The sequence below is a fragment of the Bradyrhizobium canariense genome, assembly GCF_900105125.1.
GTDB classification, from domain to species: domain Bacteria; phylum Pseudomonadota; class Alphaproteobacteria; order Rhizobiales; family Xanthobacteraceae; genus Bradyrhizobium; species Bradyrhizobium canariense_A.
On the sequence record NZ_LT629750.1, the window covers coordinates 7,738,512 to 7,755,415 of the forward strand.

Sequence of the window (16,904 nt, forward strand, 5' to 3'; positions counted from 1 at the left end):
TTGCGGACCTCCTCAGGTTCCCTAGGACTGAAGCGGCTGCGCGTAATTTAGGCGACGATTGCGAAATCGTGATGGGAACATGTGTCGCGCCATCCGCTTGGTTTCATGGCAATGTCCCCCCAATCGACGTTGGATCCGCGTATGAAGGATTTTCCGAACGCGTCATTTTCGCCTGATGTGATCGAGGTGATGCAGCAGGCGCTGGAGAAAGCGGTCGCGACGCTGCCGCATCCCGTCAGTTCGCAGCGCGTGCAAAGCATTGCAGAGAGCATCCTGAGAAGTGCAGAGGAGGGCGAGAGCGATCCGCGCACGTTGCAGACGATGGCTCTGGTCGAATTGCAGCTTCGATCTGACGAAAATCCGTAAAGCGACGAATCTTAGCTCTTCTCTTAGCTCCTCTCTTAACTCTTGGCCTCATCGCTGCAGGCCTTGATGGCTTCTTCCACGCTGCGAAATAGCTGGCCCTTTGCGAGCAGCGGCAGTATGCCGAACCGTTCGATGGCCTTCTGAGCCCGTTCCGACTCCAGCCGCGCGATCGCGAAACTGATTCCTTCCGCGTGGCAGGCGCTGATCGTGTCGCTCAGGATCTGTGCGGCGGTGAAGTCGATTTCGACGATGCCCGTCGACTCCAGAACGATCAGGCGCGGCGGCTGCGGCGAGGCCTGCACCAGCGCCATCAGGTCGCTGCGAAAGTGATACGCATTGAGAAATGATAATGGCGCCTGGAAACCGGCGACCACGACGTCGGCCTCGGTCTTTCCGGGAATTTTGGGATGGGAGGGCCACCAGATCGAGGTGCCCGGCACCCGTTCATAGGGCGTGACGCGGGCGCGGGTGTTGCTCCAGATGCCGTGCAGCAGCGAGAGCGTGATCCCGATCGCAACGCCTTGCTCGATGGGAAGCACAATGATGGCCGCCGCGGTCGCGACCACCAGGAATAATTCGCCGATCGATTGCCGGTAAATCGAAACGATCTGGCTGATGCGAATGATGCGCATGGCGACGAACAGCAACACACCGCCGAGCGCCGCCTGCGGCACGTGACGCAGCAGCGAACCGCCGAAGGCGAGCAATCCCAGAATGATCGCAGCCGCAACGAGAATCGCGAGCTGCGATTTGCCGCCGGTCTCCGCCACGATCGCGGTGCGCGGCGGACTGGCGTTGACAGGAAATCCGCCGATCAGACCCGAAATGACGCTGCCGGCGCCGACGCCGATGAAATCTCGATCGACATCCGGCGGCTGGTTCGGAGCCGAGGCGAACGACCGAGTCGTCGCCGCGGTCTGCACCATGATGATGATGGCAATGATTAACGCGAGCGGCACCAGTTGCAGCCATCGGGTGATCGCGATGTCCGGAAGCGTCAACTCCGGCAGCGCGACCGGGATATCGCCGAGCACCGCGACGCCCCGGCTTTCCAGTCCCATCAACACGGTCGCGGCGGCTGCGGCGATCAGCCCGATCAGCGCGCCGGGAATGCGCACATCGATCCGCTCACATAGCGTCACCAGCGCCAGCACGCCAAGACCGATGCCGAGAGAAAACAGATTAGCCTGCGGCAACTGCTCGACCAGCGTTGCAAGCCGTTGCAGCATCGGGCCGGCTGGCGTCGGCAGCCCGAGTATCCCGGGCATCTGCGAGATCAAAATGTGGACCGAGATGCCGGCGAGAAAGCCCACGGTCACCGGGATCGACAGCAGATCCGCGATCCAGCCCATACGGAAGATGCCGCCGACCACAAGCACAGCGCCGACCAAGAGCGCGAGCGCGCCGGCAAGCGCGACATAGTCAGGCGAGCCGGAGGTCGCGAGCAGAGCGAGCCCGCCGGCAAAGATCGGCGTGATCGTCGAGTCCGCGCCGCTCGACAGGAAGCGGTTGCTTCCGAACAAGGCAAAGGCAAGCGAGGCCGCCAGAAACGCGAAAAATCCGATCTGCGGGGAAAACCCGCCGAGCCGCGACGTCGCCAGTTGCTCGGGGATCGCGATGGCGACGAGGGTGAATCCGGCGACGAGATCATGGGTCAAGAACGAGGGCTGATATCCCCGGAGCGACCGCAGCACCGGCCAGCTGTGGCTGCTGGCCACGTGACTGGATGCCGTGGAATGGGGTGTCTCGATCATGAAGGCGCTGTCTCATCTAAACCTGAGTCAGCGACTTTAGCGGGAACCTGGCCGGAAGTCCTCCGGCAATTACTGCCGGCTGCGCAACCGCGGCGGATCCGAGCTGACGCTGCCCAGCGCCGCATAGCGGTCTGCGACCGCGCGGTGAAATTGTTCGAGCGCAAGATTGAAGGCCGCGAGGTCGCCTTCCTCGATCGCACCGTCATCGAACGCATTCAGGGTTTCGCGGATGATGCCGTCGACCTCGCTCTGCATGCCTTGCAACTCCTCGATGGAGTTTCCGTTGCGCGCCAGTGCTGACAGCGCCAGCACCCGATCGCGCAACGCGATGCTCTGGGCTTTTTCGTCTCGCTTCAGATAAGAGCGGAACCAGGCTCCGGCCGAACCGAGACCCGACAACAGCAGCACCGTACCCCAGATGTAGTCGCTGTATTTCTCGAGGAAGGTACGCTCGGTGCCGTCGATGTAGGCCGCTGCCCCGCGATGCGCCGGCAGCGCGGCATCCTTGTCGGTATCCGGCGTTGCGATGTTGGCGGCCCCGGGCAATTCCTTCTCCAGCGCCTGCCGGACACCGAATAATTGCCGCGTGAACGCTCCCACCGCCGTCTCGGACAGTTCCCGTCGCGCGACGATGAGATGATTGACGCTGACGGTCTCGACCTTGTCGTCGGGCCGCGCAGGCGACGAGCTAAAGGTGCTGCCGGGAATCTCCTCGGATTCATACAGCGGATGTTTCTGCGCGATTGCCTCGGATACGTCGATCGGCAGAAATTTCGGTTCGCCGCGATCGCGCGCCGTTGCCGCGATCGCCTCGGAGGTGATCTTGCTGTCCAGCGGGCCGACCGCCATGAAGGCGTCGATGCTCATGTCGTGCGCCATTTCGCCGAGCTGATTGGTGGCGAACTGAACCACGGCGACCTTTTCGGGAGCGATGCCGGATTCGCTCAGGATCACACGGAGCAGCGTCACATTGACTTGCGTTGTTCCGACCACGCCGAGGCGGCGTCCCGCCAGGTCCTCGAGACTCTTGACCTTGGGCACCGGTGTCTTTTTGGAGCCTTTGGCCGGCAGGCCGGAGGGCGCCCAGAGCACGACCATATTCTTGCGCAGGATTGCAACCGACTGGGCATCGGGCGGCATGTCGAGGTCGCCACGCGCCACCGCAAGGTCGGCTTTATTGGCGCCCAATAGCGCCAGACTCTCGGTCGCGCTGTCGGTCGAAATCACCGTGAGCCGGACCGGATTTTGCTGCCGGGCGAAGGTCTGCGCCAGCGCCTGGATCAATTTTTGATCGTCGCTGCCGCTGGGACCGACGGCAATACGCAGCACCTCCGGCCGCAAGGCGAAGTAGAGCGCGCCGGCCGCCGCGATGAAAACAAAGATGCCAGCAAACAGGATGAAAAACGAAATGCGCCGGCGTTTCTGACGCGCTCCGTCCGGCTCCTGGGTTTTGTAAGGTGAAGCCATGAATCTTTTTTGGCGATCCTGTGGATGGGCTCCGCGGCGGTCCATCCGCCCGGTCGTTCCGGCCACGGCCGCGCTTTTGGCCGGGCAGCCGTAATAGTCGTCAGCCGGCCTGTTGTCACTTGTCCTTAGCAGTCAATGCCGTTTCTTTTACCTACTGTACGCCAATCGCGGATGCTTTTTCGGGTGATCTTGGTAAGACCTTCGTTAAAATCATCGTCATCGAACAATTTACCGGCGCTGGCGGAATGCGCGGCTGCCATTGCGGGGATTTGACCGGCCAGGATCGCCAGATTTAGCAGCGTTATCGTTACCGCCAGAACCGATAGCAAAACCGCCCACTTTCCGGACATTCGCGGCCTCCCGGATGTCGCTCCCTGGCGGGCTCGGCCCAGGATCGACACAGGAACGGACGGCCTGGATCAAGGGACGGAACCGGGAATTGTTCCTGTGCGGCGGGTGCCCCATGCGGGCGAACCGAGGCAGCTTGGTGTCGTTTCGCGGAGGAGTAAACAATACTTCGGGGACGCCGTTGCCGAAATGTGCTAATTCCAAATTTAGATCTGGAGGAAGACGAAATGACTGAACCCAAGCTGGAGGTCCCGGCCGAATTGCGCGACCTGGTCGAGAAGACCATCGATCAGACCGAACGGGCGTTCGGGATGTTTTTCGATGCCGCGAACAAATCGGTGGCGACGATGCCAAGCCCTGGAACGGAAATCTCCAAACAGGCGCTGACCTTCACGGAGCAGAATATGAAGGCTGCGTTCGAACACGCGCGCAGGCTGGTCCACGCCACCGATCTGCAGCAGGCCATGCAGATTCAATCGGAGTTCTTGCGCAGCCAGTTTACCAACGCCGGCGAACATATGCGGCAGATCACCGGCAACGTGATGTCCGCCGCAAAGGATGCGACGAAACGTAAGCCTTAATGCCGCGTTTATGACGCGCGTGCAAATTAACGCGACGCAATTTTCGTTTCATTGCCTTATCTTCTTGGTGTGATACAAGCGCGCTTCTTACGAAGAGGAGCCGACATGGCCAAGAAGAAAAAATCAGTGAAGAAAGAATCAGTGAAGAAAAAGTCCGTCAGGCGCGCATGGACGACGGCAGACGTGCGCGAGTTGAAATCGCTGGCCAAGAAAAAGGTCGGTGTTTCCAAAATTTCCAAGGCATTGAAGCGAACTGTCGGCGCCACCGCCGTCAAGGCGCATCAGCTTGGGGTATCGCTAGACACGCGGGGATGAACGATCTTCTCATGGCGTTTTCGGGCGAAGTGGGCACCGGTTCGCGCGGAGAATACGCGTCAAATCAAAGGTTAGAGTCTCGGTTCTGATTCATCAGAACCGAGCGGGCTCCAAGGCCCGCGCAGCACCCCGGCAATTCCCCGGGGTCAAGGCTCTTTCTTTTGCCCTGACATTTCCACCACCTTGCGCCAGCGGTCAGTTTCGACCGCGAGCATGGCGGCGAACTGTTTGGCGTCGCCGGTAATGGGAATGGCGCCGAGCTCGGCGATCCGCTGCTTGATGGCGGGGTCGGCGAGCGCCGTATTGATTTCCTTGTTCAGGAGATCGACGATTTCGGTCGGCGTGTTATGCGGGGCGCCGACGCCGTAGAATGAGCTGGTTTCATATCCCGGCAGCGTATCCGATATCGGCGGCACGTCCGGCAGGATCTCCGAGCGCTCCCTGGTGGTCACGCCGAGCGCGCGCAGCTTTCCGGTCCGCACGAATTCGAACGAGGACGTAACGTTGTCGAACATGCCCTGGATATGGCCGGACATCACGTCGGTCAGGCCGGGCGACGATCCGCGATAGGGCACATGGGTGAATTGAATCCCGGCCATCGCCTTGAACAGCTCGCCGGAAAGGTGAAGCGAGGTCCCGACACCGGATGAGGCGATGCTGAGCGTGCCCGGATGGGCTTTGGCGTAGGCGATGAACTCTGCGACGTCATGGATCGGAAGCTCGTTGCTGACTACCAGCACCAGCGGGATGCGGGCGACGCCGGCGACCGGCACGATGCCTTTTGCGAAGTCAAAGGTCAGGGTCGGATCGAACGAGGCGTTGATGGCGTTGGCGGTGCTTGTCAGCAGCAGCGTATAGCCGTCGGCCGGTGAGTTGATCACGAACTGGGTGCCGATATTGCTGCCGGCGCCGGGCTTGTTCTCGACGACGAACGGCTGACCCAGATGGTCCGACAGATATTGGCAGATCAGGCGGGACAGCACGTCGGTCGCGCCGCCTGCGGTGTAGGGCACCACCCATCGCACCGGCTGCACCGGATAGGAAGGGACGGCTTTCGCCGATGTCATCCATCCCGGAGCGACCAACGCGGTCGCGGCGCCGGCCGTCGACTGAAACAAAGCTCGCCTGCTGATCATCGCGGCCTCCGATGGTTGATCGGGAAAATATTGCAGAGATCCCGCTGAAGCGCACGAGGTTCTCGCCGCCGTGGTAAAAAATCGCGTGCGCCGCAGCCTTTAAAACCCGTGAATAAAGCGATCGCCGGTGAATTAGGCAGTAAGCGCATCGAATGACCTGAAACGCGCCGGGTGGGGTGATCAGAGCGCGTGCATCCAGCGCCGAGTTTGTGCTGCCGCCATGGTTATCGTTGATGCCTGTGTCCTGGTTTTTTCGAGGGCTTATCGTCGTCTGACGCGGCGCGAGTAAATTTCACGGCCCAATTTCACGGCCCAATTGGCAAAGGAAAATGAGACGCTAACCGTAATTCTACGGGCCGAAAGTTAACTTCGGCTAAGAAACTCGCTGGTAACCTCTTGTTCGTTCGCGGTCCGACTTCGCTGGACGGCTATTCATGAATTGAGAGGGTCGTCATGTCGTTGCTCGCGCGCGTCAAGATCATTACCAAAATGCTCGCCGTCATCCTGTTGCTCGGAGCGGTCGCGCTCGGCACCAGCTGGCTCGGCATCAGTGCGATGAGCGCGATGAACGAAGATGCGGAAACGATGAATTCCGCGGCCAAACGCGCGCTCGAAGCCGCGCGGGCCAGCACCAGCGTCATCAGCCTCAACGGCGCCGAATTCCAGGTCGCGCTCGATCCGCGTCCGGAAAACCGCGCGGCCGTGCACAAGACCGTCGACGAGCAATTGAAACTGTTCAAGCAACGATTCGAGGATTTTGGACAGACCCGCGACGAGAAAACCCGGGCGATGTTGCCCTCGATCAGGGACACGATGGCGGCCTACGAGAAGAGCCTCGAAAATACGCTGCGGCTGGCCGACGAAACCAAAGGTGTCGAACTGACCGAGCAGGTGGAACGGTTGCGTGCGTCGGCGATGAGCAGTCAGACCACGGCCGTTAAGCTGCGCGCCAATATGAGAACGGTGGTCGAGCAACTGGACGACCGGGTCAATGCATTCGCCAGACACGCTTCGGACGAATATCAGAAGACCTCGCGCCAACTGATGCTGGTTGCCGCCGTTGGCATCTTGTTTGGCATGCTCGCCGGTTGCCTGATCGGTCAATTCGAAATTGTTAAGCCGATCAATTTGCTCAAGGCTGTCATGGAGGCCTTTGCGCGCAATGATCTTCAGGCCGAAATTCCCGGCGTCGAACGTCGCGATGAACTCGGCGACATGGCGCGGACGGTCGAGGTTTTCAAAACCAACGCGCTTGCGGTTGAGCGGATGCGCGCAGAGCAGCAGGCTGCCGAAAAGCGCGGCGCCGAGCAGCGCAAGGCGGATATGCACCAGCTCGCCGACGCTTTTGAAGGGGCGGTTGGTGAGATCATCAAAACCGTCTCGTCGGCTTCGACCGAGCTCGAGGCTTCGGCGAGCGCACTGACCGCGACCGCCGAACGCGCCCACGAAGTCACCACGACGGTTGCGGCCGCTTCGGAAGAGGCCTCCACCAACGTGCAGTCGGTGGCATCCGCGACCGAAGAGATGGCATCGTCCGTCAACGAGATCAGCCGGCAGGTCCAGGCATCGGCACGGATGGCCAGCGAGGCCGTCGATCAGGCGCGCCGGACCAATGACCGCGTCAGCGAGTTGTCGAAGGCCGCTTCTCGCATCGGCGATGTGGTCGAACTGATCAACACCATCGCAGGACAGACCAATCTGCTGGCGCTGAACGCCACCATCGAGGCGGCACGCGCCGGCGAAGCCGGCCGCGGCTTCGCGGTCGTGGCGTCCGAGGTGAAGGCACTGGCTGAGCAGACCGCGAAAGCCACCGGCGAGATCGGCCAGCAGATTACCGGCATCCAGGCCGCGACCCAGGAATCGGTCGGCGCGATCAAGGAAATCAGCGGCACCATCGAAAAACTGTCGGAAATATCCTCGACCATTGCCGCGGCGGTGGAAGAGCAGGGCGCCGCGACCCAGGAGATTTCCCGCAACGTGCAGCAGGCGGCGCAAGGCACCCAGCAGGTCTCCTCCAACATCACCGACGTGCAGCGGGGCGCCGGTGAGACCGGTTCGGCCTCCTCGCAAGTGCTCTCGGCGGCGCAGTCGCTTTCCCGCGACAGCAACCGTCTCAGGCATGAGGTCGGCGAGTTCTTGAATACCGTGCGCGCTGCCTGAGCTTGTGAGTGCCGGCAGCACCGCCGCGGCCGCCGCCAGATCCAGAAATTGTCGACGGGAAAGCGCCATACGAATCCCTGCTGCGAGCAAAGGCTATCGCGCCGGTTGCGCGGCTGAAAGGCGAGCCGGCTCGGGGCACGCGTTCAGTGGGGCAGCGTGTTTCGCTTGATGCTCGCTTCGACGGCCAGCACGCGTTGCGCTTGATAGACGATCGGGTAGTCGATGAATTGGCCGTCGAGCTGAATGGCCGACGATTGCGCGGCCTCCGCGGCTTTGAAGGCGTCCACGACCCGTTGCGCCCAGGCGACCTGTTCGGCCGAGGGACTGAAGGCGGCGTTGACGACGGCGACCTGATCGGGATGGATGCAGAGCTTGCCTTGAAAACCCATGCCGCGGGCGCGGTGGGCCGAGGCGGTCAGCCCTTCCGCGTCCCGCATATCGATCCACACCGTGTCGATCGGTGCTGCCAGGCCGTTGGCGCGCGAGGCCAGCACCAGCGAACTGCGGTAATGCATCAGCTCGCTCTCATCGCGCGACCACCTGATGTCCATATCGAGCGTGAAGTCGCCCGCGCCAAAGGCCAGTCGCTTCGCGCGCGTTCCTGCCGATGCGATTGCGGCGACCTCAGCAAAGCCCTTGCCGGTTTCCAAAATGGGCAACAGATCGATCGTCCCCTTGGCCAGTCCCTTCTCGCGTTCGATCTGGGTGATCAGCCAATCGGCGGTGCATAGCTCCTGCGCGCTTTCGACCTTTGGCAATACGATCCCATCAATGCCAGGGCCGACGACCGAGACGATGTCACCGTAACCAAAATCGCTCGAGAGCGGATTGACCCGCACATATCCGATGCAGGAGCGCGGGCTGGCCATCGCGGACACGACCGACTGGCGTGTCGCGATTTTTTCGCTGACGGGGCAGGCGTCCTCGAGATCGAGGATCACCGCATCGGCATCGAGCGTCAGGGCCTTTTCGCTGCGCCGCGCATGATTTCCCGGCGCGAACAGCAGCGATCTGAGCGGCCTCATGCCCGTTTCCTTTCGGTGGGCTACCGGCGATACCCGCAAGGTTTTGCGGAAGCTCGCCAACTATAGCTGCGAAGCGGCTCCGGCTTCCTTTCCGATAGCCGGTTCGGTGGAGCCAGACTTGGCCCGCGCGATCATCGCTTCCGAGAGCACCTCCAACGGCATCCTCTTGGTTTCGATGCCGAGAGCGATCACAACGATGACCTGAAGCAAAAGCAGCCCGACAACATAGGCCAACACGCCGATCAAACCGGCGAGGCCGTAAAGCAGCGTCGTAATCTGTGGCGTCAGGATCGTCATGAAGCGACCGAGGGTATTGCAGAATCCGGCCCCTCGCATCCGGATCACGGTTGGAAACAGCTCCGGGACATACATGCTCCAGGCCACCGCAACGAGCACGTAAACGGCGGCGACCAGAATGAATCCGGTCAGCATCACGAAGGTCGGATCGGAGAGTTGCGGATAGATTGCGCCGGCAACGATGGCGACAAACGAAAACACCACGATGCAGGGTTTACGTCCGATCTTGTCGGCCAGCGCCATCCCGATCAGCGCGCCGACGGGAGCGCCGAAACTCATCAGCGTGATGTAATTCAGCGATGTGATGATGGTGAAGCCCTGCCGAACCATGAACGACGGCAGAAAGGCGATGAAGCCATAGATGGCGGTGTTGAGGGCGATCAGGATCACGCTGCCGGTGATGGTCCGCGCCAGCATTTCGCGCGAAAACAGGTCGCTCAGGCGGCCGACCGCGTTGACGGAGCTCTGATCCAGCACATTCGGTGCTTCCGGTAGTTTCCGGCCGGTCGATCGTTCGACCTCCGCCTCGATCTCTCCCATGATCCGTTCGGCTTCGGCGGGCTGTCCGTTGGCCTCGAGCCAGCGCGGCGATTCCGGCATGCGCTTGCGCAGATACCAGACCACCAGCGCGCCGATGCCCACGATCACGAACATCCAGCGCCAGCCATAGGAAGGGATGATCAGGCGGCCGACCAGCGCGGAAATAAACAGGGAGCTGTTGGTCACGGTGGCGAGCCCCGCGCCCCATCTGCCGCGGCTGGCCGGAGGCATCAGCTCCGAGATCGCGACATAGCCGACGACGATCTCCGCGCCGAGGCCGATGCCCATGACGAAACGGGCTGCGATCAGCCAGTTCATCGAAGGAGCCGCAGCGCCCGCCAGCGAGGCAAGACCGAATATCAGCAGATTGACCTGATAGGAAAAGCGCCGGCCGTAACGGTCTCCGGTGATGCCGGCGAGCCAGGCACCGATCACCATGCCGGCAAATGTCGCGGACACGAAGTTGGCGTTTTGGCCCGGCGTCGACCACCCCGTGCCGATCAGCGCCGCGAGAACCGCGGCTTGCAGGTAGATCTCGAACGCATCGAGGAACATGCCTCCGCCGATCAGCCCGAGAATGCGATAGTGGAAACGTGACGCCGGCAGCCGGTCGAGCCGCGCGCCTGCATTGACGGTCAGCATTATCTTCCTCCCGAAGCTGTGATATTTTATTTTTTATAATGTATATCAAAATCTGTCCGGACAGATCCATTAGACTTGCGGCGGGTTGCCGTCAAGGCGTGGAGCCGGGCCGATGCCGAAACGGAGCGATATGAGGAGATCGAAGAAGAGGCCGCCTGCCGCGGCAGAGCGGTCAGCGAAGCCGGCCGATACCGCCAAGGAGCCGCTTTATCTGAAGCTGGTGCAGGCGATTAAGCAGGAGATCAAAAACGGCCGGGCGCCGATCGGCTCGCTGCTTCCGTCCGAGGTCGAACTCAGCCGCCATCATGCGGTCAGCCGCCACACCGTTCGCGAGGCGCTTCGTCATTTGCGGGCGGAGGGACTGGTTGCGCCGCGCAAGGGGGCGGGAACGACAGTCGTCAATTCAGCGGCGAGCAATCCCTATGTTCACGAAGTCGCCTCGATCGAACAACTGGTTCAGTACGCGACCGGCACGCAGTACGAGGTCGGCACCAGCAAGCTCGTTCGCGCCGATACGGAGCTGGCCAGCAGGCTCGGCTGCGCGGAAGGCGAGGAATGGATGCGCATCGAGGGACTTCGCTATGCGCCGGGTCAGACCGCTCCGATCTGCTGGACCGAAGTCTATATCCACGCCGACTACACCAATGTCCTGCGCATGATCGGACGCCGCTCGGGGCCGATCTATGCCTGGATCGAGGACATGCATGGCGAGCACATCAATGAGATCGAGCAGGTTCTTTCCGCGCGCGATGTGCCGGGCGGCATCAGCAAGAAGCTCGGCGTCAAAGCCGGCAGCATGGGTATCGAGCTGCGCCGCACCTATCGCCTCGACACCGGAAAGATCGCCGAGATCGCGTTCAACCTTCATCCGGCGCATCGCTTTCGTTATGCGATGACGCTTCGCCGCAATCAGGGCGGGTGATCGTTCGTCCGGCGCGACGCTCGCCAGTACGAAGCCGTATCTGTTCGATCTGTCCGAACAAATCGCCTTGACAGCTCCCGAGGTGGCGTTTACCTGTCCGGACAGGTTGTGTTAGGTCGCGGCCGTTGCCGGAGGAGGTTTCGCCATGAACGAACTATCGCCGATCCGCAATTTCGATCTGGCCGACGAGACGCTGCTGCTCGACACCATCGATCGCTGGCTGGAGAAGGAAGTTCGTCCGGTCGTGAAAGATCACGACCATGACGACCGCTGGCCTGCCGAAATCGTCGAGCAGATGCGGGAGTTCGGATTGTTCGGCGCGACTGTCAGTCCGGAATACGGAGGATTGGGGCTTCCGGCCGTCACCTATGCGCGCATCGTGATGCGGATATCGAGCGTATGGATGGCGATCACCGGCATCTTCAATTCGCACCTCATGCTCGCGCTGGCGATCGAGAAATTCGGAACGCCAGAGCAGAAGCGGACCTGGCTGCCGAAGCTCGCGTCCGGGGAAATCCGCGGCGGGCTGGCGTTGACCGAGCCGGACGCCGGAACCGATCTGCAGGGAATTCGGATGACGGCCCGTCGCGATGGCGACTCCTACGTCATCAACGGCACGAAAACGTGGATCTCGAACGGCATCCAGGGCTCGGTGTTCGCACTTCTGGTCAAAACGAATCCCGCAGCCGAACCGCGATACAAGGGCATGAGCCTGTTCATCGCGCCGAAGGGGCCCGGCTTCACCACGGGAAAGAAGCTCGAGAAGCTCGGTTACAAGTCGATCGATTCAGCCGAAATGGTATTCGATAACTATCGCGTTCCGGGCGATCACCTCATTGGCGGCGAAGAAGGGCGGGGCTTTCTGCAGGCGACCGGCGGCTTGGAACTCGGACGCATCAACGTGGCCGCGCGCGGCGTCGGCATCGCCGAGGGAGCGCTTGCCCTCTCCACCGAATATGCGCAGATCCGCAAGACCTTTGGAAAGCCGATCGCGGAGCATCAGGCGATCCAGCTCAAGCTGGGCGAGATGGCCACGCGTGCCCGCGCGGCGCGGCTGTTGACGCTCGATGCTGCCGCCGCGTTCGACCGCGGCGAGCGCTGCGACCTTGAAGCCGGAATGGCCAAATATTTCGCTTCCGAGGCGGCGCTGGAAAACAGCACCGAAGGCCTGCGGATCCACGGCGCCTACGGTTACTCGAAGGAATACGACATCGAGCGCCTCTACAGGGATGCGCCGCTCACCTGCATCGGCGAGGGCACCAATGAGATGCAACGCATGATCATTGCGAAGCAGTGGATCAAGAGGAACAAAGTGACATGAAACCACTCGAAGGTCTGCGCATCCTCGCGATCGAACAGTTCGGTGCGGGTCCTTACGGGACGACGTTTCTCTCCGATCTCGGCGCCGAAGTCATCAAGATCGAAAATGCCGGCAGCGGCGGCGATCCCGCGCGCTATACCGGACCTCGGCTGCTAGGCGCGGCCGACAGCGAATATTTTCAAAGCTGGAACGCCGGCAAGCACAGCATCACGCTCGATCTGAAGTCGCCGGCGGGGCGGGAAGCGCTCGAGGCGCTGGTCGCCGAATCCGATGCTGTGGTGAATAATCTGCGCGGCGACCTGCCCGAGGCGCTCGGCATCGACTACGCAAGCCTGCAGTCGCTCAATCCCGCGATCGTCTGCCTGCATATTTCTGCGTATGGACGCGACAACGAACGCAAGGCCTGGCCCGGCTACGACTATCTGATGCAGGCCGAGGCCGGGTTGATGAGCATCACGGGCGAGCCGAACAGCCCGCCGTGCCGGTTCGGCCCGTCGATCGTCGACTACATGACCGGCATGGTCGGAATGGTCGGGCTACTGTCGTGCCTGATGCGGGCGCGTCAGACCGGGAAAGGATGCGACGTCGACACCTGCCTGTTCGACGTGGCGCTGCATCAACTCGGCTACACCGCGACGTGGTTCCTGAACAATGGCGACGTTACCGAACGGATGCCCCGCAGCTCGCATTTTTCGGTCGCTCCGGTTCAGACCTTTCCCACCGCGGACGGCTGGGTGTTCGTGATGTGCATGACGGAAAAATTCTGGACCAATCTCACCGCCGTTTTGCAGCGGAACGACCTCTCGCGAGATCCGCGTTTTGCTTCGCCGGAAGCCCGCAGACTGAATCGCGAAGCGCTGAGTGCAGAACTGGACCAGGAATTCCGCAAAGCGACGACGGAAGAGTGGCTGAAGCGCCTCTCCGGCAAGCTGCCTGTCGGCCCGGTCTATAGTTTGCCGGAGGCGCTGGAAAATCCCTTTGTCGAGCGGACCGGCATGATCCGCACCGTGGCCCATCCGGCGAATCCGGAGTTGAAGCTGCTGTCGAATCCGCTCAAGGTCGACGGGACACGACCGAGTTCTCCGGTGTGCGCCTCGCTCGGAGCCGATAACGCGACTTTTCTGAAGACACGGGAATATGCGGCTGTCGAAAGGTAATGCCGCATGAAGCTCGAAGGCATCCGCGTCGTCGATCTCTCGTCGTTCCTGCCCGGGCCCTATCTGACCCTGGCCATGGCCGATCACGGCGCCGAGGTCATCAAGGTCGAAGCGCCCGGCGGCGATCATGGCCGATCGATCGGACGGTTGGACGGGGACAGCACCGTTTTCTTTCGCAACGTCAATCGCGGCAAGAAGAGCGTCGTCCTTGACCTGAAGCAGGACGGTCACCGCGAAGCGCTGCTCAGGCTTTGCGAAACGGCCGACGTCTTCGTCGAGAGTTTCCGTCCCGGCGTCGTGACCCGTCTTGGCGTGGATTACGAGCGGGTGAAAGCCCGCAATCCCGGCATCGTTTATTGTTCGATCAGCGCGTTCGGTCAACATGGCCCGTATGTTCAGCGGCCGGCCCACGACCTCGCCGTGGAAGCGATGAGCGGCGCGCTCAGCATCACGCTCGGTAACGATGATGTACCGGCCATTCCGGGCATTCCGGCGGCGGACATTCTATCCGGCTTGCAAGGTCTCTCGGCGGTGCTGATGGCGCTGCTGAGGCGCACGCAAATCGGTCTTGGCGACTACATCGACATCTCGATGCACGACTCGATGGTGTCGGCTTGCGTGAACGTTCTGGGGCCAGCGATCGCGGAAGGGCGGCAGCAGTTTGCCAAGCACGAACGAACCACCGGCGGATCAGCGTTTTATCGCATCTATCGCACCGCGGACGGCCGCTATCTGACCCTGGCGGGACAGGAAGAAAAATTCGTCCGCAATCTGCTCAATGGCCTGGGGCGTGCGGATCTCATCGATCTCTGTCTGCAAGGCCCGGGACTGCATCAGGCGCCGGTGATCGCCTATTTCGAACAATTGTTTCGCGGCAAGCCGCTCGCTTACTGGACCGAATGGCTGTTGAAGCTGGATGTCTGCTTTGGACCGGTGCAGACCTTTCCGGAGGTGCTGGCCGACCCGCACCTCCAGGCGCGCGGGATGGTGGTGACCGACGGTGAGGGGCGAAAGCATATTGCGTCGCCCATTCATTTTGCGAGCGAACCGGCGCAGATCAGCTTGCGGACACCAGGTCTGGGGCAGGACACCGAGGCCGTGGTCGGCGCGGTAAACGCACCCGGACAACGCGTCAAATAAGATAGCGCGACGAAGGAGAACGATGATGGTTGCGACGATGAAAAATGTCGGCGGGCGCCGATTACGCGAAAGCTATGGCCGCTACTACGAGGATTTCGAGATCGGCGACATCTACGAACATCGGCCCGGCCGCACCATTTCGGAAACGGACAATACCTGGTTTACGCTGCTGACGATGAATCAGCATCCGCTGCATTTTGACGCAGCCTATGCGGCCAAGTCGGAATTCGGCCGGCCGCTGGTCAACAGTTGCCTGACGCTCTCGATCGTCGTTGGCATGAGCGTCAGCGACATCAGCCAAAAGGCCATCGGCAATCTCGGCTGGAACGATATCAAGCTCACCGCTCCCGTGTTCGTGGGAGACACTATTTATGCGGAGTCGGAAGTCCTGAACAAACGGGAATCGGCCAAACGGCCCACGCAAGGCGTTGTCTCGGTCAGGACACTCGGCAAGAAATCCGATGGAACGCAGTTCATGTCGTTCGAGCGGACTGTTCTTGTTCCCAAACGAGGACATGCCGTCGACGACAGTTCGGATTATTGAGGCGCGCCTTCAGGGCGAGACGGGCGATCCTTTCGGCAGCGCGATGCCCTTTTCGCCTGCGATCCTGCGCAACAGGTCGGGACGATCAGAGATGATCCCATCCACGCCCGTGTCGATCATGCGCGCGATGTCCTCGGGCTTGTTGACGGTCCAGACCACGACCGCAAGTCCAAGACGGTGGGACTCGGAGATCAGATCCGGATCGACGTCACCGAAATAGGGTGACCAGATCGCACCACCCGCCGCCTTGATCGTGCGCGGCAGTGACTTGCCGTACTCGCCGGGGTTAAAACCCGCGGTCCATTCTGTGGCTTTGTCCAATGAGATCGTCGCGCCCAATCCCTTCTGCTGGGTCAGATAAACTGTCGGGATTGAAGGAGCCTGTTGTTGCACCAGTTGCAGCGTTCGCCAGTCGAACGATTGAACCATGACACGGTCGCTGAATTTATCGGCCGCGAGAAGATCGAGCAGCAGCGTGACGAAGCGCTGCGGGTCGGGGGATTCGTCGGGGTGATTGGGGTCGATCTTGGTCTCGATGTTGAGGCGCACGCGGTCATCGCCGGATTTGCGCACGAGCGCGAAGACTTCGCTCAATTTGGGTATCGGCGTTCCCGGCACCGCGTGCTGATCCGGAAATTGCGCCGCATAGGCGCTGCCCGGCCGGATCTGGCCGACGTCGTATTTTCTGACCTCGTCGAACCGCAAGCGAATAAAAGGCGTGCCGGGCGGCGTGACATAGATGCCGTCGGCGTTGCGGGCGAGGTCCGGATTTAACTTGCGCTCATGCGAAACGATGACCACCCCATCCTGGGTGACGCCGATATCCAGTTCCAGCGTGTTCACGCCCATCGAAAGCGCGTTGGCAAAGGATTGCAGCGTGTTCTCGGGAAACAGCGCCCGTCCGCCGCGATGGGCCTCGATATCGAACGTCGCATGATCGAAAGCCATGGCTTCCCCGTTGAACAAAAAACAAAAGGCGATAGCCGCCATCAGGGACGGACTCAGGAATGGGCGCAAGAACGGGCCAATGACGACCAAAACCGGCTTCATGACTGGTTTCCTGGCTGGTTTCCCCCGGCGCGGATTCGCGGCATGCTATCAGCTTGGCGCTTGGGCATGGAACGATTCTACCGCCGCGGTTTATCAGCATGCGGCTCGAATTCAGCAAACCAATTGACGGGGTGGGACC

At 61.4% G+C, this 16,904-nt stretch carries 17 protein-coding genes; 10 read left to right on the forward strand and 7 right to left on the reverse strand.

From position 1 onward, the window contains the following. Positions 1-141 precede the first annotated feature (141 nt). Positions 142-366 (forward strand): hypothetical protein, encoded by a 225-nt coding sequence (locus tag BLV09_RS36395; protein WP_100383023.1) that lies wholly within the window; start codon positions 142-144, stop codon positions 364-366. A 35-nt stretch (positions 367-401) separates the two neighbouring features. Here the strand turns inward: BLV09_RS36395 and BLV09_RS36400 are convergent, their stop codons facing one another. The 3 genes from BLV09_RS36400 to BLV09_RS36410 form a co-directional block, all read right to left on the reverse strand. Beyond that, positions 402-2,120 (reverse strand): SulP family inorganic anion transporter, encoded by a 1,719-nt coding sequence (locus BLV09_RS36400; protein WP_146690866.1) that lies wholly within the window; start codon positions 2,118-2,120, stop codon positions 402-404. Between the two features lie 69 nt (positions 2,121-2,189). Next, entirely contained in the window at positions 2,190-3,587 is a 1,398-nt protein-coding gene (locus BLV09_RS36405; protein ID WP_146690867.1) for a TAXI family TRAP transporter solute-binding subunit, read from the reverse strand. Between the two features lie 125 nt (positions 3,588-3,712). Then, complete coding sequence (locus tag BLV09_RS36410) at positions 3,713-3,937, reverse strand: hypothetical protein (protein WP_146690868.1); 225 nt, start codon at positions 3,935-3,937, stop codon at positions 3,713-3,715. Between the two features lie 225 nt (positions 3,938-4,162). On the opposite strand from BLV09_RS36410, the gene BLV09_RS36415 reads away from it, so the two are divergent. Both BLV09_RS36415 and BLV09_RS36420 read left to right on the forward strand, forming a co-directional pair. Beyond that, positions 4,163-4,516, forward strand: a complete 354-nt coding sequence (locus tag BLV09_RS36415) for a phasin (RefSeq protein ID WP_100383019.1) — start codon at positions 4,163-4,165, stop codon at positions 4,514-4,516. Positions 4,517-4,621: 105 nt separating this feature from the next. Next, a complete protein-coding gene (locus tag BLV09_RS36420; protein ID WP_100383018.1) occupies positions 4,622-4,831 on the forward strand; it encodes a hypothetical protein in 210 nt (69 codons plus the stop codon). A gap of 146 nt (positions 4,832-4,977) precedes the next feature. Here the strand turns inward: BLV09_RS36420 and BLV09_RS36425 are convergent, their stop codons facing one another. Further along, positions 4,978-5,967, reverse strand: a complete 990-nt coding sequence (locus tag BLV09_RS36425; RefSeq protein WP_146690869.1) for a Bug family tripartite tricarboxylate transporter substrate binding protein — start codon at positions 5,965-5,967, stop codon at positions 4,978-4,980. A 453-nt stretch (positions 5,968-6,420) separates the two neighbouring features. Here BLV09_RS36425 and BLV09_RS36430 point away from each other — a divergent pair, with 453 nt between their 5' ends. Then, complete coding sequence (locus BLV09_RS36430; RefSeq protein WP_146690870.1) at positions 6,421-8,127, forward strand: methyl-accepting chemotaxis protein; 1,707 nt, start codon at positions 6,421-6,423, stop codon at positions 8,125-8,127. Positions 8,128-8,270: 143 nt separating this feature from the next. Here the strand turns inward: BLV09_RS36430 and BLV09_RS36435 are convergent, their stop codons facing one another. Then, positions 8,271-9,152 carry an HpcH/HpaI aldolase/citrate lyase family protein gene (locus tag BLV09_RS36435; RefSeq protein ID WP_146690871.1) on the reverse strand — a complete coding sequence of 294 codons (882 nt, stop codon included), beginning with the start codon at positions 9,150-9,152 and terminating at the stop codon, positions 8,271-8,273. A gap of 60 nt (positions 9,153-9,212) precedes the next feature. Next, positions 9,213-10,631 (reverse strand): MFS transporter, encoded by a 1,419-nt coding sequence (locus BLV09_RS36440; RefSeq protein ID WP_146690872.1) that lies wholly within the window; start codon positions 10,629-10,631, stop codon positions 9,213-9,215. Positions 10,632-10,743: 112 nt separating this feature from the next. Between BLV09_RS36440 and BLV09_RS36445 the strand changes: the two genes are divergently transcribed. The 5 genes from BLV09_RS36445 (at position 10,744) to BLV09_RS36465 (ending at position 15,715) form a co-directional block, all read left to right on the forward strand. Continuing rightward, entirely contained in the window at positions 10,744-11,553 is an 810-nt protein-coding gene (locus tag BLV09_RS36445) for a GntR family transcriptional regulator (RefSeq protein WP_146690873.1), read from the forward strand. 145 nt (positions 11,554-11,698) lie between these two features. Further along, a complete protein-coding gene (locus tag BLV09_RS36450) occupies positions 11,699-12,874 on the forward strand; it encodes an acyl-CoA dehydrogenase family protein (RefSeq protein ID WP_146690874.1) in 1,176 nt (391 codons plus the stop codon). After that, complete coding sequence (locus tag BLV09_RS36455; protein ID WP_146690875.1) at positions 12,871-14,031, forward strand: CaiB/BaiF CoA transferase family protein; 1,161 nt, start codon at positions 12,871-12,873, stop codon at positions 14,029-14,031. Before BLV09_RS36450 ends, BLV09_RS36455 begins: the two co-directional genes overlap by 4 nt. A 6-nt stretch (positions 14,032-14,037) precedes the next feature. After that, on the forward strand, positions 14,038-15,171 hold the full coding sequence (locus BLV09_RS36460; protein WP_146690876.1) for a CaiB/BaiF CoA transferase family protein: 1,134 nt from the start codon (positions 14,038-14,040) through the stop codon (positions 15,169-15,171). Positions 15,172-15,196: 25 nt separating this feature from the next. Continuing rightward, positions 15,197-15,715, forward strand: coding sequence for a MaoC family dehydratase (locus BLV09_RS36465; RefSeq protein ID WP_146691461.1), 519 nt, complete (start codon positions 15,197-15,199; stop codon positions 15,713-15,715). A gap of 9 nt (positions 15,716-15,724) precedes the next feature. Here BLV09_RS36465 and BLV09_RS36470 read toward each other — a convergent pair whose 3' ends face one another. After that, the gene (locus tag BLV09_RS36470; protein WP_146691462.1) at positions 15,725-16,663 is read right to left on the reverse strand and encodes a glycerophosphodiester phosphodiesterase; all 939 of its coding nucleotides are present in this window, start codon (positions 16,661-16,663) and stop codon (positions 15,725-15,727) included. On the opposite strand from BLV09_RS36470, the gene BLV09_RS37650 reads away from it, so the two are divergent. Then, on the forward strand, positions 16,662-16,892 hold the full coding sequence (locus BLV09_RS37650; protein ID WP_167559027.1) for a hypothetical protein: 231 nt from the start codon (positions 16,662-16,664) through the stop codon (positions 16,890-16,892). The genes BLV09_RS36470 and BLV09_RS37650 overlap by 2 nt on opposite strands. Positions 16,893-16,904 lie beyond the last annotated feature (12 nt).